At 70.7% G+C, this 25,277-nt stretch carries 21 protein-coding genes and 1 tRNA gene; 13 read left to right on the top strand and 9 right to left on the bottom strand.

The annotated features are described in order from the left end of the window. Positions 1–13: 13 nt before the first annotated feature. From ACU610_RS00155 to ACU610_RS00145, 3 genes are read left to right on the top strand one after another with little or no spacing between them, the layout of a single operon-like run. A complete protein-coding gene (locus tag ACU610_RS00155; RefSeq protein WP_446765708.1) occupies positions 14–556 on the top strand; it encodes an IS630 family transposase in 543 nt (180 codons plus the stop codon). An 8-nt stretch (positions 557–564) separates the two neighbouring features. Then, positions 565–828: a hypothetical protein gene (locus tag ACU610_RS00150; RefSeq protein WP_446765707.1), complete on the top strand. Its 264-nt coding sequence runs from the start codon at positions 565–567 to the stop codon at positions 826–828. Continuing rightward, positions 825–1,004, top strand: a complete 180-nt coding sequence (locus ACU610_RS00145) for a hypothetical protein (RefSeq protein ID WP_446765706.1) — start codon at positions 825–827, stop codon at positions 1,002–1,004. The genes ACU610_RS00150 and ACU610_RS00145 overlap by 4 nt, the downstream gene beginning before the upstream one ends. A 484-nt stretch (positions 1,005–1,488) precedes the next feature. Here the strand turns inward: ACU610_RS00145 and ACU610_RS00140 are convergent, their stop codons facing one another. The 3 genes from ACU610_RS00140 to ACU610_RS00130 are packed head-to-tail and all read right to left on the bottom strand — an operon-like array spanning position 1,489 to position 4,600. Then, the gene (locus ACU610_RS00140; protein WP_446765705.1) at positions 1,489–2,208 is read right to left on the bottom strand and encodes a DivIVA domain-containing protein; all 720 of its coding nucleotides are present in this window, start codon (positions 2,206–2,208) and stop codon (positions 1,489–1,491) included. Beyond that, complete coding sequence (locus ACU610_RS00135) at positions 2,205–3,344, bottom strand: globin domain-containing protein (protein ID WP_446770677.1); 1,140 nt, start codon at positions 3,342–3,344, stop codon at positions 2,205–2,207. The genes ACU610_RS00140 and ACU610_RS00135 overlap by 4 nt, the downstream gene beginning before the upstream one ends. Positions 3,345–3,361: 17 nt before the next feature. Beyond that, on the bottom strand, positions 3,362–4,600 hold the full coding sequence (locus ACU610_RS00130) for a globin domain-containing protein (protein ID WP_446765704.1): 1,239 nt from the start codon (positions 4,598–4,600) through the stop codon (positions 3,362–3,364). Positions 4,601–4,806: 206 nt separating this feature from the next. Here ACU610_RS00130 and ACU610_RS00125 point away from each other — a divergent pair, with 206 nt between their 5' ends. Next, on the top strand, positions 4,807–5,052 hold the full coding sequence (locus tag ACU610_RS00125) for a hypothetical protein (RefSeq protein WP_446765703.1): 246 nt from the start codon (positions 4,807–4,809) through the stop codon (positions 5,050–5,052). Positions 5,053–5,134: 82 nt separating this feature from the next. On the opposite strand, the gene ACU610_RS00120 is transcribed toward ACU610_RS00125, so the two are convergent. The 5 genes from ACU610_RS00120 to ACU610_RS00100 form a co-directional block, all read right to left on the bottom strand. After that, complete coding sequence (locus ACU610_RS00120) at positions 5,135–6,364, bottom strand: NAD(P)/FAD-dependent oxidoreductase (RefSeq protein ID WP_446765702.1); 1,230 nt, start codon at positions 6,362–6,364, stop codon at positions 5,135–5,137. A gap of 149 nt (positions 6,365–6,513) precedes the next feature. Then, entirely contained in the window at positions 6,514–6,795 is a 282-nt protein-coding gene (locus tag ACU610_RS00115; RefSeq protein ID WP_446765701.1) for a ubiquitin-like small modifier protein 1, read from the bottom strand. Positions 6,796–6,797: 2 nt separating this feature from the next. Next, the gene (locus ACU610_RS00110; protein ID WP_446765700.1) at positions 6,798–7,877 is read right to left on the bottom strand and encodes an exo-alpha-sialidase; all 1,080 of its coding nucleotides are present in this window, start codon (positions 7,875–7,877) and stop codon (positions 6,798–6,800) included. A gap of 71 nt (positions 7,878–7,948) precedes the next feature. Continuing rightward, complete coding sequence (locus tag ACU610_RS00105) at positions 7,949–8,374, bottom strand: hypothetical protein (protein WP_446765699.1); 426 nt, start codon at positions 8,372–8,374, stop codon at positions 7,949–7,951. A gap of 64 nt (positions 8,375–8,438) precedes the next feature. Next, complete coding sequence (locus tag ACU610_RS00100; protein WP_446765698.1) at positions 8,439–9,614, bottom strand: L,D-transpeptidase; 1,176 nt, start codon at positions 9,612–9,614, stop codon at positions 8,439–8,441. 177 nt (positions 9,615–9,791) lie between these two features. On the opposite strand from ACU610_RS00100, the gene ACU610_RS00095 reads away from it, so the two are divergent. After that, positions 9,792–9,864: transfer RNA gene (locus ACU610_RS00095), tRNA-Lys, on the top strand. A gap of 292 nt (positions 9,865–10,156) precedes the next feature. On the opposite strand, the gene ACU610_RS00090 is transcribed toward ACU610_RS00095, so the two are convergent. After that, positions 10,157–10,564 (bottom strand): type II toxin-antitoxin system VapC family toxin, encoded by a 408-nt coding sequence (locus tag ACU610_RS00090; RefSeq protein ID WP_446765697.1) that lies wholly within the window; start codon positions 10,562–10,564, stop codon positions 10,157–10,159. 795 nt (positions 10,565–11,359) lie between these two features. Between ACU610_RS00090 and ACU610_RS00085 the strand changes: the two genes are divergently transcribed. The 8 genes from ACU610_RS00085 (at position 11,360) to ACU610_RS00050 (ending at position 25,272) form a co-directional block, all read left to right on the top strand. After that, positions 11,360–12,802 carry a transposase gene (locus tag ACU610_RS00085; protein ID WP_446765696.1) on the top strand — a complete coding sequence of 481 codons (1,443 nt, stop codon included), beginning with the start codon at positions 11,360–11,362 and terminating at the stop codon, positions 12,800–12,802. 81 nt (positions 12,803–12,883) lie between these two features. After that, positions 12,884–15,823, top strand: a complete 2,940-nt coding sequence (locus ACU610_RS00080) for a tetratricopeptide repeat protein (RefSeq protein WP_446765695.1) — start codon at positions 12,884–12,886, stop codon at positions 15,821–15,823. A 1,246-nt stretch (positions 15,824–17,069) separates the two neighbouring features. Further along, positions 17,070–18,175, top strand: a protein-coding gene (locus ACU610_RS00075; RefSeq protein WP_446765694.1) for an IS3 family transposase whose coding sequence is annotated in 2 segments (ribosomal slippage) — positions 17,070–17,364 and positions 17,364–18,175 — 1,107 coding nt in all. Because the reading frame shifts where the segments join, the coding sequence is not laid out codon by codon here. 250 nt (positions 18,176–18,425) lie between these two features. After that, positions 18,426–20,399 carry a hypothetical protein gene (locus ACU610_RS00070; RefSeq protein ID WP_446765693.1) on the top strand — a complete coding sequence of 658 codons (1,974 nt, stop codon included), beginning with the start codon at positions 18,426–18,428 and terminating at the stop codon, positions 20,397–20,399. Between the two features lie 328 nt (positions 20,400–20,727). Then, a complete protein-coding gene (locus ACU610_RS00065; protein WP_446765692.1) occupies positions 20,728–21,336 on the top strand; it encodes a hypothetical protein in 609 nt (202 codons plus the stop codon). Between the two features lie 2 nt (positions 21,337–21,338). After that, entirely contained in the window at positions 21,339–22,286 is a 948-nt protein-coding gene (locus ACU610_RS00060) for a hypothetical protein (RefSeq protein ID WP_446765691.1), read from the top strand. A gap of 63 nt (positions 22,287–22,349) precedes the next feature. After that, positions 22,350–23,465, top strand: a complete 1,116-nt coding sequence (locus ACU610_RS00055) for an IS110 family transposase (protein ID WP_446765690.1) — start codon at positions 22,350–22,352, stop codon at positions 23,463–23,465. A gap of 415 nt (positions 23,466–23,880) precedes the next feature. Further along, on the top strand, positions 23,881–25,272 hold the full coding sequence (locus ACU610_RS00050; RefSeq protein WP_446765689.1) for an IS30 family transposase: 1,392 nt from the start codon (positions 23,881–23,883) through the stop codon (positions 25,270–25,272). Positions 25,273–25,277 lie beyond the last annotated feature (5 nt).

Genomic DNA, 25,277 nt, shown 5'->3' with positions numbered 1-25,277 from the left:
GTGGCGGGCGGACATGGACCGGGTGGACCCGGCCCGGCTGGTCTTCGTCGATGAGTGCGGCACCCACACCTCGATGACCCGCCGCCGCGCCCGCGCCGCCTGTGGCCGTCGGGCCCCTGGTGCGGTGCCGCGCAACCGCGGACCGGTGACCACCCTGCTCGCCGGACTGTCGCTGGCCGGAATGACCCCGGCGATGACGGTCGAGGGCGGCACCACCGCGGCGGTGTTCGCCACCTTCCTCGAGCGGGTCCTGCTGCCGGCGCTGCGCCCCGGGCAGGTGGTGGTGGTCGACAACGTCGGCGCGCACAAGCCCGACCGGATGCACCAGCTGGTCGAGGCCGCCGGCTGCCGGCTGGTGTTCCTGCCCGCCTACTCCCCGGACCTGTCCCCGGTGGAGGAGGCCTTCAGCAAGGTCAAGACCCTTCTCAAGGCCGTCGGTGCACGCACCCGCGCGGCGCTGGATGCCGCGATCGCCGCCGCCCTGGAGGCAGTCACGCCCGCCGACGCCGCCGGCTGGTTTACCCACGCCGGCTATCCCACCGCCCAACCCACCTGAAATCCGCTGTGAGAACAGAGGCGCCGGCGGCGCCCAATGCCCTCGCAGCCATCCTGCTGGCCCTCCGCGACGCGACCGGCGTGCGTCCCCACGCGCACTTCGAGTGGTCGGAGGGCAACCCGCTGGGCCACCTGTTCCGCTACCTGCTGCTCGGCCGCGGCGACACCCCACCGGTCGTGCGGGAGATCATCCGCGAGGTCGAGCCCGACCCCGCGCCGTCCCGGCATCCACGTCGGCGGCTGACCGCGGCCGGCGATCGGGTCACACCATGAAGGGCATCGCCGGTCCGGCCCTGTACCTGCTGATGGTGCTGGGCGGGGCAGCGAGCTACGCGGCGGCCCGCACGCTGTGGAGGCCCGCCTCCACGCGGCGGGGGCCGATGTGGGAGCCGTGGTTGCTCCTGGTCACGGGGAGCACGGCGGCATGCGCCGCTGTCGTGCTCCTCTGACCTCCGCCCCGCTCCCGGGAGCCCGACCGAGTCCCGCTACCGGTCCGCGCCGCGCGTCGACGAGCCGCTCGACGCCCTCCGGGCATCCTGCGGTGAGTGACGCTGCCGCGGGTCAGCACGGTGTCCGTGCGGGCGTGACCAGCGCCTCACGCCGTCCCAGGGGTGCGTTCGCTCCTCCCCCGCCGGGGCGTGCAGCTCGCCCGCCGCGGCGCCGATGCCCTCACCGGGACCACACCGGTCCACCCCAGGAGGCACGACGATGGCGCAGCACCCGACGGCTCCCCGTGGGCGGCGGTCGCCGTCGCGCCGGGGACGCGCGGTCGCCGCGGACCCGCCGGTGACCGCCGACGCGCTCCTGCCCGCAGCGACGCGGCCATGTACGCCGCCAAGCGCGCCGGCAAGGCCGTCTTCACCCGCGTCGACGCCGCGACCGGCGCGGTCGTCCGGGCCGGGCTCCTGCCGGCACGGTCCTGACGCCGGGCGGTCACCGGCCGGGTGGCGCGACCCCGGAGCTGTCGCCCATCGGCACCTCTCGCGCCACGTTCGGCTCGCGCACGGAGGACGGCTGCGGCCGGGCGGGTGCCGGTGGGAGCGCCCCCGGGTCGGCGCGGCCCCACTCGGCCTCGACGTCGGCGAGCAGCGCCTCGAGGTAGGCCCGCAACTGGGTCCGGCAGGCCTGGCCGAAGGCCCGCAGGTAGGCCGCCTGCTCCTCGAGCTCCTGGGTGCTGCGTCCGGGCGTGTCCGCGGCGGGGGCAGGACCGCCGGCGGTCATCCTGGCCGCCGCCTCCTGGGCCGCGGCGATGATGGCTCCGGCGTTCTCCCGCGCCTGGCGCAGCTGCTCCTCGTACTGCGCGCGGGCGTCGGCGGTCATCTGCCGACTGAAGTCCTCTGCCTCGGCGACGTAGCTGTCGGCGGTCTGCTGCGCGGTCGCCAGGATGCGCACGGCCTGGTCGCTCGGCGGCTCCGGGACGGGGGCGGCAGCGCCGGCCACCTGCTCCTGCAGCGCACGCACCTGGTCGCGCAGCTCGGCCTTCTCCCCGTGCAGGCGGGCCATCTCGTCGGCCAGCCGGTCGAGCAGGCGGTCCACCTCGACGTCGTTGTACCCCGGCCGCAGCATGGTGGCTCGCGGCAGCCGCACGTTGCGGACGTCGGCGGGGCTCAGGCGGCGCCCGGCGGCGCCCGGCCCGTTCTGGTCGACGCTCACTCGGTCACCTCTCCGTCCAGGCCGGGGCTCAGCCGGCTCGGCGCGAACACCTCGCTGCGGATGCGCTCGGGGCGGACGCCCCCCGCAGTCAGCCGGGCGGTCGTGTCCTCGACCATCGGGGCCGGGCCCGCGACGTAGACGTCACGGCTGTTCCAGGGTCCGTGCCGGGCGACGACCTCACCGATGTCCCCGTGCTCGAGCGAGGACAGGTCGTCGTGGGAGACGGCGAAGGTCACCGTCAGCCAGCCGTGCTCCCGGTCCAGCCGCTCGAGGTCGGCCCGGTCGTAGATCCGCTCCTCCGTGCGCGAGCCGACGAACAGGTCGACCCGCCGGGGTGGCCCGTACCGCGCGACGTGGTCGACGACGGCCTTGAGGGGTGCGAGGCCGGTGCCGCCGGCGACCAGCAGCAGGTCGCGGTCGGACTCGGCGTCGAACGAGATGTGCCCGATCGGCGGGCCGAGCCGGAGGACGTCACCGGGGCCGACCCGGCGGACGAGGGCGGTGCTCACCGGGCCGCCGTCGTAGGCCCGGACGTGCAACTCGATCAGCCCGTCCGGGCGGGGGGCGCTGGCCGGCGAGTAGTAGCGCCACAGCTTGGGACGGACGTCGGTCTCCAGGGAGACCGACTGCCCCGCCTCGTAGGGGAACTCGGGCTCGGGCCGCACCCACATGACGACGGTGTCGATGGTGCGCCGCTCGTGCGTCACCACCTCGGCGTCCCACCAGGGCGGCTGGTCGGCGGACTCCCCGGCGGCCTCGATCATCACGTTCGCGACCAACCCGTAGGCGTCGGACCAGTCCCGTTCGAGCGCGGGACTCCACTCGTCGTCGAAGTGGCGCAGGGTCGCGAGGAGGCTCGCCCCGGCCGCCGGGTAGTGCTCGGGGACGACCCCGAACTTGCGGTGGTCACGGCCGAGCGCCTGGAGCACCGGCACGACCCGGTCGAGGTCGTCGACGTGCGCCACGACGTCGCCCAGGGCGTGGAAGAACCGGTCACGCTGGTGGGCCATCGAGACGGGGAACATCCTGCGCGTCTCGGGGTGGCTCAGGAACAGGTGCGAGTAGAAGTAGAGGGGAGCCTCGTCGCCCGTGGCAGCCGCCTTGGCGAAGCTCGCCCGCATCGCCGCGACGTCCATCGGCACGCTCGGGGTCGTCAGGCGCCCGCGTCGCTGCCGGGCGCGGGCTCGGTGCGGAAGTCGGCCTGCCACAGGTCGGGCCCGAACACCTCGTACTGGATGTCCCGGGGCGGGATCCCGCGCTCGACGAGGGCGCTGCGCACCGCCTGCATGAAGGGCAGGGGACCGCACAGGTAGTAGGCGGCGCCCTCGGGGAGGTCCACCGCGGTGAGGTCCATCATCCCGGCGTGCACGCCGTCGACCGGCAGTGCGCTCTCGGCGCCGGACTCGTACCAGACGTGCACCCTGGCGTCGGGCAGGGCGCGGACGTCGTCGAGCACCTGGTGACGCAGGGCGAAGGAGCTCTCGTCCCTGTCGGCGTGCAGCAGGGTGATGGGCAGCCCGGAACCCGCGTGCCGCAGGTGGGAGAGCATGCCCGCCATCGGGGTGATGCCGATGCCCGCGCTGGCGAAGACCGCCGGCCGCCAGTCGTCGAGCACCACGTCACCGAAGGGCAGCGAGAGGGTCAGGACGTCGCCGACCTGGACGCTGTCGCAGAGGTGGTTGGAGACCTCGCCGTCCGGCTTGCCGCCGCCGCGGACCCGCTTGACGGAGAACTGGCGGTGCTCGCCGTCGTCGGCGCGCGTCAGGCTGTACTGCCGCGGCTGGTGGACCCCGTCGGGCATGCGGACCTTGACCGACACGTACTGCCCCGGCAGGGAGGTCTTGACCAGCCGGTCGTCGACCCGCCCGACCCGGAAGGTGACCACGTCCTCGGTCTCGGCGACCTTCTCCTCGACCTGCCAGTCCCGCCACACCCTCTCCGGGCGCACGCCGCGGGCACTGTACAGACCCCGCTCCTGGTGGATCAGGGCGTAGGCCATCAGCCAGTAGACCTCGTCCCAGGCGGCGGCGACCTCGGGCGTGACCGCGTCGCCGAGCACGTCGGCGATCGCCCAGAACAGGTGCTCGTGCACGACCTGGTACTGGTCGGGCCGGATGCCCAGGGACGCGTGCTTGTGCGCGATCCGGTTCAGCAGCTGCTCGGGCAACTGCTCCGGCGTCTTCACCAGCGCGCTGGCGAACGCGGCCACGGACCCGGCGAGGGCCACCTGCTGGGTGCCCTCGGCCTGGTTGCCCCGGTTGAACACCCCGTCCAGGAGCTGGGGATGGGCGTTGAAGAGGTGGCCGTAGAACCGGCGGGCGATCTCGCCGATGTTGTCGGCGACCGGCGCCAGAGTCGCCTCCACCACGGGGCGGGCTCGATCGGACAGCACGTGGAGTCCCCCTCCTCCCCCTGGAACGGCCCGTCGCTCGGCCGCCCTGCCGTCCATCCTGGACCCCGCCCGGCAGCCTCGCCCGGCGAGATCCGGGGGCGACCGGACGGCCGTGCTGTGACGGCAGCGACGGCTGTGGCGGGTGCAGCCGACACGCACCCCTCGGGTGCTGGCCCGCCCCGGCTCCTCCTGGCGACGCTGGGGCCATGACTCTCGCCTACTCCTACGGGACCGCTCACGCCGTCGTGATGGTCGGCTCGGTGGGCAGCGCGGAGGGCCTCGTCCCGCGGCAGATCGGGCCGGCGCACGCGACCATCGGCCGGGTGACCGGCCGCAGCCGCAAGGCGCTCTGCGGCGCCTACGTCGCGGTGGACGACCAGACCGTGTGGCCGCCGGAGGACCACGACAGCTCGCAGCTGTGCGCCGAGTGCACGACCCTGGCCGCTCTCTGACGCCTCGCCGGGAGGGCCGTGAGCCGGAGGCCCCCGGGAGCCCGGGCGGCTCCGCTGGGACACGCGGCGCTCGACCCGCCTCTCACCCCGAGGCGAGTGGCTGCCCGGCCGCGGCCAGGATGCGTTCGACGTTCGCGGGGGCGAAGAAGTCGGCCGGCGACTCGGTCCCGGCGTTGACCCGCGCGAACTGGTCCATCGCCTCCTGGTCGCCGTGGGCGGCGGCGAGCAGACGCTGGAGATCCGGCGGCGGGGGCTCCAGTGCGGCGAGCCCGAGGGTGAACTCGTACATGGCCAGGACCTGCTCGTCCCGCCGCGACCGGTACTCGCTCATGGCGGCGTCGAACGGCCGCACGCCTGCGAGGACGTCGTGCAGTGCTGCCGCGCAGAGCTCGGCGTCCCGGAAGGCGTCCTGGATCCCCTGGGCGGTGATGGGGTCCTTGGTGTAACCGGCGTCGCCGACCAGCGCCCAACCGGGTCCGTAGGGCTTGCGGAAGAAGTTGGGCACCGCGGCGCCGACCAGGCGTGCGGTGCGAGTGGCCGGGCGGAGTCGCTCGGCCAACTGCGGAACCAGCTCGAGCGTCCGCAGGTACGTGCCCTCGAAGTCCTTCCTGTTCGCCTCGAACTCCGCGTACGGCCACCCGGCGATGACCAGCGTCAGGTCCTCGTTGGTCTGCCACGCGCCGATCCCGCGGTGCGGGCGGACGTAGATCTCCCACCGGCTACCCACCGGCAGCCCGCTCCAGTAGGTGTAGTAACCGCACAGCAGCGGCCGCTGCTCGCGGTACTGCTCCGGTCGCACGACACGGGCCACGAACGAGCGCAGGCCGTCCGCGCCGACCACGACCCGGGCGCGCTCGGTGACGGTCCGCCGATCGTCCTTGCCGTGGCCACGGACCCCGACGACCGACCCGTCCTCGATGACGAGTTCGTCGACCGTGAAGCCTTCCCGGATCTCGGCTCCCGACTCGGCCGCCGCCTCGACCAGGATCTGGTCCAGGACCGTCCGGCGCGGGGAGTAGGCGACGGGCGAGTCGGGGGTCCCCGGTGACCCGGAGATGGTGAAGGGCCCGAAGTCGAACGCGTACGTGTCGATCGGTGGACAGCCCGTGGCGACGACACGGTCGAGGAGGCCCCAGCGCTGGAGAGCTGCCACCCCCAGGGGGTGGACGAGGTGCGTGGAGACGGTGTCGCTGGGGAAGGTCGACCGGTCCACCAGCAGCACACGGTGGCCGTGGCGGGCCAGCAGCATCGCGGTGGGAGACCCGGCACACCGCGCGCCGACGACGATGACGTCGTACCGGTCCTCGTCCATGTCGCACCGCCCAGGCGGGGGATCCCCGGACGCAGCAGGCTCTGCGCGGAGAACGGTACCGCCGGATCGCCCCGCGGCGGCCGGGCGAGCGCGCCCGGCACGACGCGAGGGCACGACCGGGCGACCGTCCGGCCCCCGGGAGCCGTGGGTCAGCCGCCGGCCACCGACGGCAGCACCTGGACCACGGCGCCGTCGGAGACCGGGGTGCCCAGCCCGCCGGCGTACCGGACGTCGTCGCCGTCGACGTAGACGTTGACGAAGCGCCGCACCGCACCGGCCTCGTCGCGGATCCGGCGGGCCAGCGCCGGGTGGACGACGGCCAGCGTGTCCAGCAGGTCGGCGAGCGTGCCGCCGGCTGGCTCGACCTGCAGGTGTTTCGTGCCGCCGGCCAGGTCGGCCAGGACGCCGGGCAGCACCACCTCGACGGCCACGGTCAGATCCGGGCAGCGCGGACGACGAGCACGTCGGGCAGGTGGTCGGCGACCAGGGTGAAGGTGCCGCCCTCGTCTGCGCTGGCGTAGACGCAGCCGTCGCGGGTGCCGACGTACAGCCCGGTCGGGTCGGCCTCGTCGGCGCAGGCCGCGTCGCGCACGACGGCCGTCCAGCAGGCGTCGGGCAGGCCGGTGGTCAGCGCGGTCCAGGTCTCCCCCGCGTCGCGCGTGCGGTGCACCTGCAGCCGGCCCTCCGGCGGCACGCGTTGGACGTCGGCGACCAACGGCACCACCCACGCCGTCCCGGGGGTGGACGGCGAGGCGACGACCGGGAAGCCGAAGTCGGCGGGCAGCCCCTCGGCGATCGACGTCCAGGACCGCCCCGCGTCGTCGGTGCGGAAGACGCCGAAGTGGTTCTGCGCGTACATGCGGTCCGGACCGGCCGCGTCGGCGGCGACCTTGTGCACGCACTGGCCGTACTCGGGCGTCGGTTCGGGCAGGAAGACGGCGCTGATGCCGGAGTTGCGCGGCTCCCACTTCCCGCCGCCGTCCTCGCTGACGTACACGCCGCCGGTGCTCATCGCGACGGTCACCCGGTCCGAGGCCGGATCGGGCAGCACGGTGTGCACCGCGCCTCCCCCGCCGCCGGGCTCCCAGGTCGGCCGGTGCGGGTGGTCCCACAGGCCGCGCACCAGGTCGAAGCTGCGGCCGCCGTCGGTGCTGCGCCACAGCGAGTGCGGCTCGCAGCCGGCCCAGACGACGCCGGGCCGGTCCGCGCTGTCGGGGCGCAGCTGCCAGACACGGGCGAGCGCCGCGCCGGTGTCCTCGGGGAAGCGGATGGCGCCGGCCTCGGTCTCCTCCCAGCTCGCGCCGAGGTCGTCGGACCACATGACCGTCGGACCCCAGTGCCCGTACTGGATGCCCGCCAACACGCGCGGGGACGGGCCGCGGGTGTCGATCGAGACCGCCGCGACCTCCTGGGCGAGCAGGTGCGGCTCACCCAGGGTCCAGGTGCGGCGGTCGTCCTCGCTGCGGGCCAGCCACAGGCCCTTGCGCGTGCCGATGGCGAGCAGGTCGGTCATGGCACCCCTCCGGGAGTCGGGCGGGGCACGGATCGGCCCCTCGGACGTCAGACCGCCCGAGGAGCCGGAACTCAGCGGCGGGTGGCGCCGCCGGCGGGCTGGTCGGGTCCGGCCGTGTCGGTCGCACGGCCGTCGGCGTGCCGGCCGTGCTGGTCGGCCAGACCCGGCGCCAGCTTCTCCGCCTTGGCGCGCAGCTCCTCGGCCGCCGAGGCGTGTTCGCCCGCCCGTGCCGCGCGCTCGCGCGCCTCCTGCTCGGCCAGCCGGGTCCGCTCCTCGACCTCGGCCCGCTCCCGCCGGGCGCGGGCCGCCTGCTCCTCGGCGGCGGCCTGCTCCTTCTCGGCCTGCGTCCGGCGCAGCTCGGCCTCGCGCAGGTGGTCGCGGGCCTGCTCCCGCTTGCGGGCGCCGTTGATGCGGTTGCGCTTGGCCATGGTGAGGGCCAGCGCGGCCAGCAACGCGACGACGACCACGACGATCAGCACGATCACCCAGGTGTCCACGGCACTCTCCTCGCGCTCAGGGGACCGGGGTGATCATTCCCCGGGCGTGGCGCGGGGAAACCGTTCAGGTCAGCGCGCTGCCGGCCCGCCACTCCTCCCAGGGGATGGTCCAGTCGTTGATGGGCGAACGCAGGGTGCCGGCGTCGGAGCCGCGGATCTCCACGACGTCGCCGGGCTGGGAGAACTCGAAGAACCAGCGGGCCCGCTCGGTGGAGAGGTTGATGCAGCCGTGGGAGACGTTCTCCCGGCCCTGCTGGGCCACCGACCACGGGGCGGCGTGCACGAACTCGCCGCTGTCGGAGATGCGGACGGCGTACTCGACCGGCGTGCGGTAGCCACCCGGGCTGTCGACCGGGACGCCGTAGGTGCTGGAGTCCATCACGCGGTCGCGGTTCATCTCGGTGACCACGTGCGCGCCGTTGTAGCTGGGGTTGTCCGGGCTGCCCGCGCTGATCGGGAAGGTCTGCACCAGCTGGTCGCCGTCGTAGACCTCCATCTGGTGGGTGTCCGCGTCGGCCACGGAGACGTGCCGCTCGCCGATCCGGAAGGAGACCGTGCGGTCGGTCTCGCCCCACACCCCGTTGCCGAAGTCCACGCCGTAGAGGTCGGCGTCGAGGGTGACGTCGGTGTTCTCCGGCCAGTACTGCGACGGGCGGAAGTGCACCTCGGTGTCGCTGAACCAGTTCCAGACGCCGTCGGTCGGGGTGGAGCTGGTCACCGTCAGGTTGCGCTCGACGGCGGCCTTGTCGGTGATCGGCTGGTCGAAGTAGACGCGGATGGGCATGCCGACGCCGACGGTCTGGCCGTCCAGCGGGCCGATGGCCGGCGTCAGCTGCCGCTGCGGGGTGACGGTGGTGAAGGTGGTCGCCGCCTGGGCGGGCTCCGCGCTCACCCCCTCGGCGGTGGCGGTCAGCGTGTAGGTGGTGCCGTAGGCCAGCGGGGTCTCCGGCGTCCAGACCTCGACGGCCGGGTCCTCCGGCGAGTCGGCCACCGCGCCCGGGACCGCGGCACCGGCACCGTCGACGACGGCCACGTCGGTCAGCTCGCCGTCCGTGACGGAGATCTCCACCGGGACCGTGGGTGAGACGTCGATCGCACCGTCGGCCGGGGTGACCTCGACCGCGACCGGGGGCGCCTCGGGGATGACCGGAGCCGCCACCGCCCCACCGCCGCCGCTGCCCTGGCAGCCGGCCAGCAGGGCCAGTGCCGCCGCTGTGACCAGCGCCGACGTCCTCCGCATCACCATCTCCTCCGCGTCCTGGACAGTCGCCTCCTCCGGACGACAGCTTGCACCGACCAACCAGTGTCCACGTCGAAGACGGAACACTCTCGTCCGTTGGACTGCGGGCCCACTCGGCGAAGGGCTCCCGCGCGCTGGTATCGTTCTCCACCGTCGCCCGGTCCAGCCGGACGACACGCGCCATTAGCTCAATTGGCAGAGCAGCTGACTCTTAATCAGCGGGTTCGGGGTTCGAGTCCCTGATGGCGCACCCTCTCACCTCTCACACCCTTCTGACCTGCAGGTTTGCCAGAGAGACTCCTGCCGAGACGGCCGCCGTCCGGGCGGGGCCATGGAAAACCCATCGAAAACCTCGCGCGCAGGCCGCGCTCCGAGGACCCGGCGAGGGCACCGCACCTCGGGGCAGCCTCACCGGACTGCCGACCGGGACGGAATCGACGGCCTCTCGACGCCATGGACGCCGGCCGAGGCGCCGCGAAGCTGGTTGCGCCCATCCCCGAGGCGCTGATGCGACTCGGCGCCTTGCGACGAGGGCAAGGCCGCTACCAGACCGTCTTGACCAGTCCGGAGTCAGTGATGCGCCGGTCGCGGGTGACCAGCGGCAGGTCGAGGGCCATGGCCGTGGCGGTGATGAAGCGGTCCCACGGATCACCAAGCGCGTCGCGGGGGATCTGCCGGAACGCCGCGGCGATGTCCAGGGTGATCGGCTCGGCCTCGAGCGAGGTCTCCGGATCGCGGAGCAGCCCGAGGACCTGATCCAGCTGGTCGTCGGTGAACGTCCCGCGCGTGCGGATCACGTACCAGAGGTCGACGACCGAGGCGACGGAGACGGCGATGCCGTCGGTCGACTCCGCTTGCTCCAGCGCAGTGCGCGCATCCGGCGAGAGCCGGCGATCCGGGTCGTCGAGCAGGTACCAGACCAACGCCTGGGTGTCGGCGACGACCCTCACAGGGTCGTCGGGTCCCAGACGCCGCCCTGGCGGTAGCGATCGACTGAGTCCCGGGCCGCGGCGGAGCTGGCGGCCTCAAAGTCCTCCGGACTCGGCGCCGGCCCTGAACCGGCCAGAGCTCCCCGCACGGAGCGGCGGCGCTCCGCCGCCCGGGGAGGACTAATGGGCACGACGCTCAGGTGAGTGCCGGGCTCGACGCCCAAGCGAGCAAGTTGCGCGGCGTCGACGCTGCCAGAGCCGTCAGCGCCGATGACGAGGTCCAAGACCTCGGACTGCCGCTCGGCGGAAGACATGATCGAAGAGTAGCCCCGTCGACCTGCGCGCAGACGACGATGAGCAGACCGGGGAATCCATGCCGACCTGGGCTGCCGCCCGAGCGGACGCAGCGTGCCGACCGCTGCGGTCGCCATCCTCAGCGCACTTGCGAAAGGTTCGGCGGAGTCAAAGACCCAGAACTGACCCGGGGTGCACGGCTGCATGCGGTAAACGATGGAACCTGGGCCTGACCTGCGGCTTCACGATTGAGCGTCCTTGGCCGCTGACGACCGGTGTTGGCTGAGTTGCGGACTTCCTGCGGACTCTGTGGACTTTGTGCGGACTGAGATGGCGTGCTCCGCGGGCCCAGCGGAGCCGCCACGAGGCGCCAGGGAAGCCGCTTTACAGCCGCCGAGGGTTCCGGCTGCAATGGGTTGTCGGAGGGGCGCCGCGCGTCCCTGCGGGATGGGCCTACGGCCTACCCCTCCCCCATCCCGTTGCAGCCGGACCCGGTTATGGGGAGCGGCCAGGAGTTTGGGGATGGGCGTCGGTGAAGCCGCCTACGCCGACGTGCTGGCCTTCAACGCCTTCCCAGGGAGGTCTGGCGGCAGATCTGGTCGAACAAACCCCTCGGAGCGGCTTAACCGCGAGACCGCCCGCCGCACCGACGTGGTCGGCATCCTTCCCGACCGCGACGCAATGATCCACCTGGTCGGCGCCGTGCTGGCCGAGCAACACAACGAATGGATCGAAGGCCGCCGCCATCTGAGCCTGGATGTCCTCGCCCGCTGCCGCATCCGACTCGTCACCGAGCCGGCGACCGGGACCACCGAGGAGGTGATCATTCCGGCGCTCAGAGCCGGACCGAACTGGGAGATCACGCGGTCGCCGTCACACACCACGCCACGGGACTTGACCCGGCTGACGACTCGCCAAGTCCAGCCGAACCTAGTACAACACCACGCACGGCCTGGAGCCCGGACGCCGGCGCTGCCGCAACGGCTGGCGGTTCCACTGTTGATCGCGAGGCGTCGGATGGCGGAGGTCGTGTTCGTCCATGGCATTGGTCAGGAGCAGTTGGGGCCGGCTGTGCTGGGGCAAGGGTGGCGACCGGCGTTGTCGGATGGGGTATTGAGGGCCGGGGCGCCGGAGTTGACCGAGCGATTGTTGTTGGCCCACGGTGTGGCGGGTGCGGTCGATGCACGAATGGTGTTCTACGGGGACCTGTTCACACCGACCGACGTGCAGGGTGGCGGAGCCGACCTAGACGACCTGGACGAGGATGAGGCGGCGCTGGTGCAGGAGCTGGCGGTCGCGTTGCTGCATCGGGCCGCAACGCATGCGGCTCGTAGCCAGGATCGGCGAACGGCGCAGGATGAGCTGGACCGGTTGCAGGGCACCCTCGGGGAGGAGCAGAGCGCGCGGAATGCGGCCCGGTCGGCGTTGGCGGGGCTGGCGCGGCTGCGCTGGTTCGCTCCGATGGGAATGGCGGTCGCGCAGCGGTTCGTTGTTCGGTCCCTGACGCAGGTGACCCGTTACCTCAGCGAGCCAGAGCTGCGAGAGAAAGTTCAGGCGCGGGTCGCCGAACACCTAAAAGAAGACACCCGGGTGCTGATCGGGCATTCACTGGGCTCGGTGGTGGCCTACGAGGCGGCCTGCCGCCGCACGACGCCGTTGCCACTGCTGGTCACGCTGGGCAGCCCGCTGGGATTGCGCACGCTGATCTACGACCGGTTGGAGAAGCAGCCGCCGCCGTTTCCGCCGCACGTGGGCTGGTGGGTCAACGTCGCCGCGGAAGATGACATTGTGGCGGCAGTGCCGGACCTGACGCCGCTGTTCGCGGTGACGGTGCCGCCAGGCGCGCGGTGGGAGGGGGGCGTGTCGGTCGACAACGGATCCAAGCCGCATGACGCGACTCACTACTTGACGAAGCCGGCCGTGGGCCGGCCGGTTGCCGCCGCGCTGAGCCAGGATGCCCATTGACCGACGTCGGGTCGTGACCGCGGCTCGTCCCCTGGGTGGCGCTCCAGGGCGGTGGGAGACCGGCGCGATGAAGGGGGAGGGATGGCTGGTCGGCGGGCGTTGGTGATCGGGTCGCAGTGTCAGCAGCTGGGAGAGCTGTCGTTTCTGCCGCGGCTGGCCGAGGAGCTGTATGCCGTGTTGACCGATCCGCTGCTCGGCGGGTGCGAGCCGGCCCTGCCCGCGCAGCCCGGGCCGTTGCTCAATCCCAGTCGTGCCGAGCTGGAGCAGGCGCTGGGGGACGCGTTCGCGGGTGCGCGCGAGGCCGAGGCCAGCCTGTTTCTGACCTTTCTCGGACACGGGGAGGTCGGCTTTCCCGGCGACGGCGTGACCGGCGGCAAGGACTTCTATCTGCTGCCGTACGACTGCCCGACACCGCAGCAGCCGACCATGGGCTCGGCGTGGCTGCTCGGACAGGGGCTACGCGAGCTGATGCGCGATCACGACACCATCGATGGGCTGGTTGTTCTCGTGGACGCATGCCACGCCGGTGAGGGTGCTCTGGACGTCACCGAGCGGGTGGCCCGAGTGGCGGCGGCCGCTGGAACCCGCTTTGAGATGGCCACGGCGACCGACGACCGGACAGCCGCCGACGGCTGCTTCACCCGCGGCGTCATCGAGCTGTTGCGCAACGGGGATCCCGCGATGGGATCGCGGATGGCGTGCCGCGACATCCGAGCACGGATCATCTGCCGCGGGCAGGTGCCGCAGTGGCTGGCCTACGACGGGCGGCACCTCAGCGACGATGACCCAGCGGGTGACGCCTCGCTGTGGTTGGCCCCCAACGTGGCCCATCGGCCTGCCCGCATCCCCCTCGCCGGCACCCGGGCCGCGGACACCGTCGAGTACTTGACCGCCGGATTCGAGCCGCCTGCGCTGCTGGAGGGCCTGCTCGTACGGGCGCGGCGGAATCGCTGCGTGACCGTCAGCGGGCCCGCGGGCTCGGGCAAGTCGACGCTGCTGGCCGCGTTGGCCCGGCCCGAGTTGTCTGTGGGCCGCGTGCCCGACCGGTTCGTGCACGCGGTGGTGTTCCTGGACCGGACGGTCACCGAGCGGTCACTGGCCTACGACTTGCGTGATCAGCTGATGGTCAGCGTCGACGGTTACCGGGCCGCGGTCAGCACACACCGGGAAGCAGCCGACGGCTGGGAGCACCAGCCCGCTCTCGTTCAGCAGGTGTCCGGCCCGCTCGGTCACCTGACCGGTGCAGGTCCGGTGCGCCTGGTCCTGGACGGACTGGACCAACTCCGCGATGACATTGCCCCCGCAATCCAGGCGTGGCTGGCACAGCTGCTCACCGATCCCGACGGCCACGTCCATCTGATCGTGAGCCAGCGGGCCAACAGCGGTGAGCCCATCATGTTCGACGGAGCCCGGCTCACGGTCGACGCTCCTCCTCCCGACGTACTCGTCCGCTACCTCGAAGGCCGTCGACTCCCCCGGGCCCTCGCCAAGTTCCTAGCCGACGCCTGCGCGCGGGGCGCTAGCGCATGGTTGCTCGCCCGGCTGATCGCCGACACGCACACCAGCCTGGACGAGACCGCGCGCGACGACCTGCTGGAGCGGCTCAACCCCGGCGGGGACCGGGCCGGCGCCCTGGCCCTGCTCTATGACCGCATGCTGGATGAGGTCGGCGCGGCCGATCCCAACGAGTGGGCGCAGCAGCTGCGCCCGGTGCTCACTCCGCTGACCGCGGCCGGCGCCGGTCCGGTCATGCCCCTGACCCTGCTCGGCGCCGTCAGCGCCGTGTTCGGTGGACCGTCGGGGCCCGCACGGCTCCGCGCCGTCCTGCAGCGACTCAACCGTCTCATCGTGCGCTTTGAGCCCGGGACCGACCGGGAACTCGTCGGACTCTTTCACCCCACACTCGCTGAACACCTGCAACACCACGCCCGGCGACCCGTCGACGTCATCAACGGCCACCGCATCCTGCTCGAGCAGATCGAAAAGCTAGCCCCGGTCACTGGCCTGTACATGGACAACCCCCTCTACCGCTGGGCAGCAGAGGCCGAAGCCGAACACCTGTGGCAGCTGGGGGACATCACCGCCGCGCTGCGCGCCCTACAGCGCCGACCGCTGCCAACTCCGCGCAGGAACCTTGAACGGTGGATCACCTGGGGTACCCGCGTTCGAATGCGCCTTGAACACGACCACATGGACAGGCTTTGGATTCGACACGAGATTGCGTACTGGACCGGGGAGGCGGGGGACCCGGCGGAGGCGCTGCAGCTGTTTCAGGAGCTGTTATTCGACCGGGAGCGGGTGCTGGGTCCGCACCACCCCGACACACTCAGCACCCGGCACAACGTTGCGTTTCAGACTGAAGAGCTGGGAGACCGGGCGCAGGCGCTCCGGCTGTATCAGGAGCTGCTACCCGACCGGGAGCGGGTGCTGGGTCCGCACCACCCCGGCACGCTCAGCACCCGGATGAACATCGCGTCGTGTACCGGAGAGCTGGGAGACTCGGCGCAGGCGCTGCGGCTGTTTCAAGAGCTGCTACCCGACCAGGAACGGGTGCTGGGTCCGCACCACCCCGACACGCTGATCACCCGGCACCACATGGCCTTCCAGACTCAAAAGCTGGGGGACCCGGCGCAGGCGCTCCGGCTGTATCAGGAGCTACTACCCGACCGGGAGCGGGTGCTGGGTCCGCACCACCCCGACACGCTGACCACCCGGAACAACATCGCGTCGTGTACCGGAGAGCTGGGAGACCCGGCGCAGGCGCTCCGGCTGTATCAGGAGCTACTACCCGACCGGGAGCGGGTGCTGGGTCCGCACCACCCCTACACGCTGACCACCCGGATCAACGTCGCGGTGTGGACCGGAAAGCTGGGAGACTTGGCGCAGGCGGTGCGGCTGTCCCAAAGACTGCTACCCGACCTGGAGCGGGTGCTGGGTCCTCATCACCCCTACACGCTGACCACCCGAAACAACATCGCGGCGTGGACGAGCGGAGGACAAGATCCCGAAGAAGGTGAGTGACGACAGCAGCGGACGCATTCGGAGTCACGTGCAGAAGTTGAATTGCAAGGAGTCTTGGGGCGGTGCCCATATCGTTCCAAACCCCTAAGGCACGTCATGACGAGCAGCGCGCCGCTCTTGGCCGGACTCTGGCTCTGTTAAAGCGGGGTGCCCGGTCCCCATGGCCGACAATGAATGGTTGGCCACTGCACAGGCACCGCTCGTTACAACTACGCTGACGACGGGCCAAGTCCATCGAAAGGGGCGTGGCGCCACCCACCATCAACATATGGTTATAATATCAGTCCCCGTACGATTCGGAGCCTCGCAACAACGGTCAATCCCAGTTCCCGGCACACGGCTAACAACCAGTATGTCTCACCCTCGCCCCGGCAGTGTCTCGCCTCGGCCAGCGAGGCGCTGCTCAGCAGCGAGCGGAGCTGTTTTCTCACGTCCCAGGACGCGCCGATCTCGCCGGTCTGGTCGTCGCTGGCCAGGGTAGTCCGCAGCTGGTCGGAACGTTCAGCGCACGGCGCGTGCACATCCCGGACATGATTGAGGCCAGGTTGTTGACCTGCGCCGACCTACCCCAGCAGGTCCCTGACCAGCGGATATAGCGCTGACTGTGATTGACGGTCGACGGGCGGAAGCGGGCGTTCTGCGGACTATCTGCGGACTCGGGGCGGACTACCGACGGAGTCGGAGGACCGCAGTCAGGAGCGACGCCGCCCCGCAGCCGGCCGAGGATGCCGGCTGCATCGGTCGCCGGAGAGGCGCTGCGCGTCCCTTCGGGATGGGCCTGCGGCCCACCCTTCCCCCGACCCGCTGCAGTCGGAGGAGGCCGGTTGTGCGGAAGCGGCCAGAGGAGTGCGACGGGCGCAGATCCGCCATCGGCCCCGACGTCGCCAGGGAGCAGCAGGCCTCTCCTGAGCAGCCACCGGAGCACTGCGGGATCACTCCACGGCACGAGCTGCTCGAGATCGGCGGGAGTCGGTGACCGCAGCACCGCGCACCGAGGCGAGGCTCCGCCGGAGACCTGCTGGACCGTGCGGGCTCGGATTCGGGTTGCGACGTCTGCCGGCAGGCGGCGGGTGCCCTGCCAGGTGTCAACCGCGGACCTGCAGTAGTCCTCCAGTAATCCTCCAGTCCGGGTGAACGCGGTCGGGGCGGTGCCGCCCGCACCTGTGGAGAGCGACGGTCGGGACTGCCCCCGGTTCGGTTGACTCCTTGTCTGTGAGGCTTCGGCCTCGCTGGAAGGATCGGCATCGTGCCCAAGCCGTTTCCGGCGGAGTTCCGTCGTGACGTGATCGCCGTGGCCCGCAAGGGCGAGGCGTCGATCGCCCAGATCGCGCGGGACTTCGGCATCTCGGAGTCCTGCCTGGCCCGCTGGCTGAAGATCGCCGACCGCGAGGACGGGATCGCGCCGCCGGCCGGCGGTGACCGCGGCGGCGGTGGCAAGGACGACTCCGCGGAGCTGCGCGAGCTGCGCCGGCGCAACAAGCTGCTGGAGCAGGAGAACGAGATCCTGCGGCGGGCGACGGCCTACTTCGCCCGCGACGTGCTCCCAAAATGATCTACCCGCTGGTCCGTGAACTCGCCGCCGAGCACATCCCCGTCGCGGTGATCTGCCGGGCGCTGGGCTTCTCTCCGCAGGCCTTCTACAAGTGGTGCGCCAACCCGGTCAGCCAGCGGGACTGGGACGACGCGCACCTGATCAACGCCGCCTACGACATCCACGCCGACGACCCGGCCTTCGGCTACCGGTTCATCGCCGACGAGCTGCGCGAACGTGGCCTCACCGCGGGCGAGAACCGGGTCGCGCGGCTGTGCTCGCAGCAGCGGATCTGGTCGGTGTTCGCCAAGAAGCCCGGCCTGAACCGGCGCTCCGGGCCGCCGGTGCACACCGAACACCCCACCGCCGAGGGCAAGCTCTACCTCTGCGCGATCAAGGACGCCTACTCCGGGCGGATCGTCGGCTACTCCATCGACTCGAGGATGAAGGCCTCACTGGCCGTGGCGGCGCTGCGCAACGCGATCATCCGTCGCAGCCCGGCCGGCACCGTGGTGCATTCGGATCGCGGCAGCCAATTCCGGTCGAACGCCTTCGTCCGCGCCCTGGCCACCAACGGGCTGGTCGGCTCGATGGGCCGGGTCGGCGCCTGCGGCGACAACGCCGCGATGGAGTCCTTCTTCGCGCTGCTGCAGAAGAACGTTCTGGATCGGCAGCGCTGGGCGACCCGGGAGGAGCTGCGGCTGGCGATCATCACCTGGATCGAGCGCACCTACCACCGCCGCCGCCGCCGCCAACGCCGCCTCGGACGGCTCACCCCAGTCGAGTACGAGACACTCACGCCCGCTGCGTCAGCGGCCTGACCACCCACCCGACGAGTCAACTGAAGTCGGGGCAGTCCCGTTTGACCGACACCGCAGATTTGCCGTCCCATACACGCGTCTGGCTTGTGTATGCCCCTGTCTGTCCCGCCCTTAGGGACGGAGTGGATTCACTCCCAGGCGCCGGGCCAGGCGGTCTCGTCGTCCCACTCAGTCGCCCCGCAGGTGACAACCCCTTGACGGGCGCGCGGCCGGGGCGAACCGTGACTTGTCTGCGCGGGGGAGCATCCCGATGGGAGCATCCGATGCCCGACGCAACCAGATCGGCCCCCGTCCGGACCCGGCGCGGCAGCGCACGGCGACCCTCTCTGACGTCATGATTCCCCCGGCGCCCGGAAAGCCGATGCGGTTTGCGGCCTTCGGCGACTCGCTGATGTGGGGCCAGGGCGTGGCCCGCAGCGCCCGGTTCTCCGCGCTCATCGCCAAGGAGGTCGGAGCGCTGCGCAAGCGCAACGGCCTCGTGGCGCACGACCTCTCCCGATCCGGCGCACAAATCAAACTCAGCGCCCACCAAGGCTCCAGCCGGGAAGACTTCGTGGACACCTTTCCCAGCCTATTCACGAGCGCGGCGGAGGAGGCCGCTTTCCTCCTCGGCAACGAGAAGGCCGCCACTCGACTGTTCGGCGAAGTGCCCGCGTCATTCCCGACGATTCTCTGGCAGGTAAAGGAGGGCCTTCCCGACGCACTCGCCAACGACATCGAGGTCGCGCTCATCTGTGGCGGCGGAAATGACATCGATTTCGAGGCCATCCTCGATTCCACCGCGAACAACAATGCGTTCGTCGACAAGTTCGGCGGAGACATCCGGGAGATCTGCTTCCAGCACACTCTGGAACTGCTGAGGGCCGCGCGCACCAAGATGCCGCACGCGGTCATCCTGCTGTTCGGCTACTTTCCGCCCTTCTCCTACGGAACCAGCCTCGCCTCTCTCAAGAACTTCTTCAAGAGCGAGAAGACCACCACGGTCAAATGGTATCTCAACGCGGTGGCCAACCTCTTTAACCTTCCGGGCAGCGTCGATGTGGACAAGGCGGTCGCCGAGGCGCGCGTTCGGTCCGTGTGGGCGCAGGGGCTGGCGACCTACTGGCTTCGCGCGGCCGTCACCGAGGCGAACCGGGACTCCAGCGTGCGGGGACCCGGGATCATCTTCGTTCCCTCCGGGTTCAGGGACGTGAACTCCGTGTTCGCAGCCGAACCCCTGGTCGCCGGGGCATTCCGCCCGCCGACCAAGGATCCCATGGAGGTGGAACGCCGCAAGCACATCGACCGGCTCGACGCGCTGGAAGACATCCAAAAGATGTTCGTTCAACTGACCGTGGAGGGGGACAGTGGATTTGAGGGCGCTAAGGCGTTGCGGGCCAAGATCGACGGCCCCCGCTCCATGAAGCAGGCGCTGTTCACCCGGAAAATCGAGAGGGGGCGCACCCCGCGGGAGCATCTGGGCGGGGAGGTCTACCGCATCCACCGTGCGCTCATCGCGTCCTTCATCCATCCGAACACGCAGGGCGCCCGCCGGTACGCGGACATGGGCATCGCCCGGCTGGAAGCGCATCGCAGCACGCTCGCCAGCCTGCCCCTGGGGCCCCTGCCGCCGAAGCCACCACTGCCCGGCGGCCCCGAGTCCCTGGAGGACCGCCTGAAGCGGTTCGGGCTGCGAGGAACGGGAAACATTCGGGCCGACATCGGGCACGAGTTCATCGATGCGATCCGGGTGACCGTGAAGACATCCCAGCAGTCCAGCAAGGACTTTCCGGCCGACATCTACCTGTTCCTGATGATCAAGAAGGACGGGCTTGCGGGGAACCCGCTGGACCAGGTCAAGTTGCAACTGAACATGCAGTACTTCAAACAGGATCTGCTCGGGGATTTCGTCAAGGTCACGAAGTTCCACCGGCAATTCGAGCCGGGTCACGAGGACGCGTTCGCGGTGGACGTCTCGGCCTGCCACAAGAAGCACCGGGTCCTTCTGAAGGAACTGCTCGGCACACGGCTCGTGGTGAGCACCTGGAACCAGGGCGCTCCCACTTGGAGACCGGAGGACCTCCGGCTGGACATCAACGGGGTCGAGGTTTTCCACCGGGCGTTCAAGGGCGTCACCCTGCGGCCTGGCGACAGTCTCGACCTGGGATATCCCGCTCCCTTCCAAGGAAAGCCGCCCGTGATAAAACCAACCGTGCTACTAGAAAGCGAGTTGGCCGCAGTCTGACGCCGGGATCTCTCCTTCGACTGCGCACAGCCTCGTCGTGTGACTGCGGGGTGGAGGTGGTCTCGTGCGAATGATTCCGACTCCGGTGGCTGCCCTCGGCCTGGCGACGGTGACGCTTCTGAGTGGCTGTGATGGCTCCGGTCCGGATGCCCCGCCTACCAACGCACCCCCGTCCACCGATGGTCCCGTAACGGATGATCCTTCGCCGCCACCACCGGAAGGCAATGGGCCCGAGCCCCCGGACTCACCGGGGCCCGGCGAGGTGGTTCTGTACCTCCCAACCCCGCCAATCGGTGTCAACGTGGGAGTCGAGGAGCAATCCGCCTGCGTGAACGTGAGATACCTTGGCCCGGACGAACCTCGCATTCCCGACGGCGCCCAGATAGTGGTTACCGCCATCCGGTTGACCGATCCAGTTACCGGTGCCCGCTTCGAGCCCGAGAATTTTCTGCGTATCGGCGGGGCGGGCTGCGGCGATAGCCGTACCTGCCACGTCGGGGAACTCGCTTTTACGGCCGAGGATGATGACTGTGGCGTGGCGGTCACGATCAGCGGAGAACCGAAGCCCGAGGAAGACGCCGACGGGATAGAGGTCGCGATGGTCATGGACACCGCCGTTCACTGCCCAGAGGCCCAGCGACAGGAGTGCGAAAGCTTTGTTCAGGACCTGAGAGCGGCCATCAGCCAAGGGGGCCTCCAAACGAAAATCGCCATCACCGTCTACCGCTGGAAGCCGGGATCCGATCCCGACCCGCAGCCCGATCCCGACCCGCAACCCGATCCCGACCCGCAGCCCGATCCCGATCCCGACCCGCAACCCGATCCCGACCCGCAGCCCGATCCCGATCCCGACCCGCAACCCGATCCCGACCCGCAACCCGATCCCGACCCGCAACCCGATCCCGACCCGCAACCCGGCGGCGCGGGAACGCCGTAGCCGTGACGCCGACGCCCACGCCGACGCCGGAAGACGGCTCGACCCTGGCCCGGGTCGAGCGCTTCCTGGGCAATGTGGCATCGGTTGCGGCGCCGTTCACCCTGGTCACCGCGTTGCTCTTCTACTTCGGGTACGCCGCTTCGCGTGCCCAGTACCGGTACTTCGGCGTCGATGTCGACACCATTGGGCTCGGGACGCAGGACTACGTCATGCGCAGCCCCCAGGTGCTGCTGGGTCCGCTTCTTGTGTTGTTGGCCTCGGGAGCCCTGGGAGTCGCGGTTGACGCGGCCGTGCGCCGCCAGATCGCAGCCGTGTTCGATCGGCATCCGGGCGTTGCCGAGGCCACGGTCGTGGAGTCCTCCAGATACCTGCAGGGCATCCAGCAGGTCACCCGCCTACTCAACGTGGCGGGGTACTGCGTGCTCGCGGCGAGCGCAGCGCTCCTCGCTACCTATCCGGCGCTGCGGAACTGGGCGGCCTACCCGCTCGTGACGCCGCTGCTGCTGGCGCTCGGGTCCGCGCTTTCAGGCTACGGGCACCGCCTGGCGGGCCTGCTCCACCCTCGGGACCGATCCCGCGGGATGACCGTGGTGGCGATGTGGCTCGTCCTGACGGTGAGCCTCTTTTGGGCCACAGCCACGGTGGCGGAGGCATCTGGCAGGGGTATCGCGCGCGACACGGCGCAGCATCTCGACCGTCTGCCGGGCGTCATCCTGGACACGACCGAGCGCCTCTACCTGACTTCGCCGGGCATCGAGGAGACGGCGCTCGCCGTGGAAGCAGACCAGCGTTTTCGCTACCGCTACCGGCAACTGCGATTGTTAATCCAAGGACCCGAACGGCTCTTCCTCGTCCCGGGCACGTGGTCGGCCAGCAACTCGACTCTTGTCATTCCGATGGACGATGACTCGGTACGGGTGCAGTTCCGGTTCGTGAACGATCCCCCGTAGAGGTCCCCGCTCCACGCGCAGGGCTTCGCGCATCTCTCCCTGAGTACCGCACCACTGAATGCCATGAAGACGGGGACCTCCCCCCGGAGCACGCTGCTGGTGAGGCCGGCAGTCGTGACGAGAGGAGGCCTGGTCCTCATGTTGCACGTTGGGCTGGACCTGAGCAGGACCCGTGTGGATGTGCACGTCATGAATGAGACGGGCGCGCCGATGCTGGTGACCACCGCGGCGCCGGACGCCGGCGGCCTGGCCTCGCTGGCCGCCCGGATCGGTGCGTTCGAGCAGCCGGTGACGGCGGCGATCGAGTCGATGACCGGCGCCCGCTTCGTCCATGACCAGCTGGAGCTGCTCGGCTGGGAGGTCCAGGTCGCCGATGCGGTCAAGGTCAAGGGGCTGGCGCCGCTGGCGGCCAAGACCGATCGCATCGATGCGTGGGTGCTCGCCGAGCTGTCCCGGCGGGAGTTGGTACCGGCGATCTGGTTGCCCGATCCGGATGTGCGCGCCGAGCGGGAGCGGGCCCGGTGGCGGTTGCACCTGGTGCGCCATCGCACCGCGCTGAAGAACCGCATCCACGCCATCCTGATGGCCTTTGGCCATCCGTGCCCGGTGTCTGACCTGTTCGGCGCCGCCGGCCGCCGCCTGCTGACGGGCCTGGCGCTGCCCGAGCCGTGGGCCGGGGACGTCGCGGCGGCGCTGCGGCTGATCGACGACCTCGACGACCAGATCGCCGACTGCGAGGCGGCGCTGCGCCGGCTCGGCGCCGATCACCCGTACGTGCCGTTGCTGGTGACCGTGCCGGGCATCGGGCCGGTGCTGGGTTACACCATCGCCGCTGAGATCGGCGACATCGCCCGGTTCGCCACGCCGAAGAAGCTGGTCGGCTACACCGGGCTGTGCCCGACGGTCTACCAGTCTGGCCGCCGCGATCACCGGAACTCACTGGCCAAGAACGGGCCGAAGTACCTGCGCTGGGCGCTGATCGAGGCGGCCACCCACGCCGCCCGCCACCCGGCCTACGCCGAGCGCTACCAGCGGACCCGGACCCGCCTGGGCAAGCAGCGCGGGGCCCGGATCGCCCGGGTCGACCTCGCTCGCCGGCTGGCCGAGGCGATCTGGTTCATGCTCACCACGAATAAGCCCTTCGCTCCGGCAGGCGCCGTAAAACCTCTGGCCGCGTAGACGGCCCCGCATTGAATTGCGCCACCGGAGCGAAGCCCCTCCCATCCGACCTGGTCCTCCTGCCGAGGAGGCGATAGAGAGATGAGCGCGGCTCTTCACCCACCCGGCCGATCCCCTCCGAATCGGTGTCCCTGATCGGTGTCCCTGATCGGTGTCCGTGAGTGGTATCCCAGGGATCCCACGTTCTCCGCGGCCGGTCATTCTGCCGCCGGGTCCTCGCACGTCCAGGTCGTTCGTCCTCGCCGCTGTGCGGCTGCGGGCGCTCCACCTGGACCCGCTGCGGCACCCCGCGGCGCCAGGCTCCTACGCGGGAACGACAGGATCCTTGACAGCGGCCCCCGTCTTCATAGAGAGGTTTTCTCACCTGGCGGACTCAATCGGTCGTCGCAACACCCCGTGATCACGGAGGTGTTCGATGGTGCGACGTCAGCAGCAAGCGGATCGGGCTTTGCGGCCCGCGATGCGCTCACCGGGCCGGCCGATGCCGGCCCGGCATGTGGAGCGCGCGTTCTGGCGCTTGATCGCGCAGGGCAAGCGCACCGAGGACGCCGGGCTCGAGGTCGGCGTGTCCACGCCCGTCGCGTCGCGCTGGTTTCGTCACGCTGGCGGCATGCCGCCGCTGAGCCTGGCCGAGCCCACCGGCCGCTACCTGTCGTTTCACGAGCGTGAGAACCTCGCTCTGCTGAACGCGAAGGGTCTCGGAGTCCGGGCGATCGCTCGTAAGCTCAAGCGCGATCCCGGCACGATCTCGCGCGAGCTGCGACGCAACGCCGCGACCCGCAGCGGCCGAATCGAGTACCGGGCGACGGTCGCGCAGTGGAAGGCGCAGACCGCTGCTCGGCGCCCCAAAACGGCGAAGCTGGCGAGCGATCCGCGGCTGCAGGAGTACGTCCAGACCCGGCTCAGTGGGCAGTTGCAGCGGCCCGACGGGACGGTCGCCGCGGGCCCGCCGACGACCTGGAAGGGCTTGAACAAGCCCCATCGTGCCGACCGTCGCTGGGCGACGGCCTGGAGCCCGGAGCAGATCAGCCGACGGCTCGTCATCGACTTCCCCGACGATGCGGACATGCGCATCAGCCACGAGGCGATCTACCAGGCGCTCTACATCGAAGGGCGCGGCGCGCTCAAGCGCGAGCTGGTGGCCTGCCTGCGGACCGGGCGGGCGCTGCGCAAGCCCCGCGAGCGCTCACGCAACAGGCCGCAGGGTCACGTCACCGCCGAGGTCGTGCTCAGCGAGCGGCCGGCCGAGGCCGAGGACCGCGCGGTCCCCGGGCACTGGGAGGGCGACCTGATCATCGGGCTGAACCGGTCGGCGATCGGCACCGTGGTCGAGCGCACCAGCCGCTACACGCTGCTGGTTCACCTGCCGCGTCTGGAGGGCTACGGCACCGTCCCACCGGTCAAGAACGGACCTGCCCTCGGCGGCTACGGCGCCGTCGCGATGAAGGACGCGTTGCAGGCGACGATGGCCACGATGCCCGCCGAGCTGCTGCGCTCACTGACCTGGGACCGCGGCAAGGAGCTCTCCGCGCACGCACAGTTCACGGTCGACACCGGCATCGCCGTCTACTTCGCCGACCCGCACTCGCCCTGGCAGCGCGGCACGAACGAGAACACCAACGGCCTGCTGCGCCAGTACTTCCCCAAGGGCACCGACCTCTCCCGCTGGGACCTCGAGGACCTGCTCGCCGTGCAGGCCGCGGTCAACAGCAGGCCCCGGAAGGTCCTCGACTGGAAGACCCCGGCCGAGGTCCTAGACGAGCAACTACGGTTGCTCCACCAAGCGGGTGTTGTAACGACCGGTTGAGCCCA

The sequence above is a fragment of the Geodermatophilus sp. URMC 61 genome, from assembly GCF_052931555.1.
This window is presented reverse-complemented; position numbering and strand designations above follow the sequence as displayed.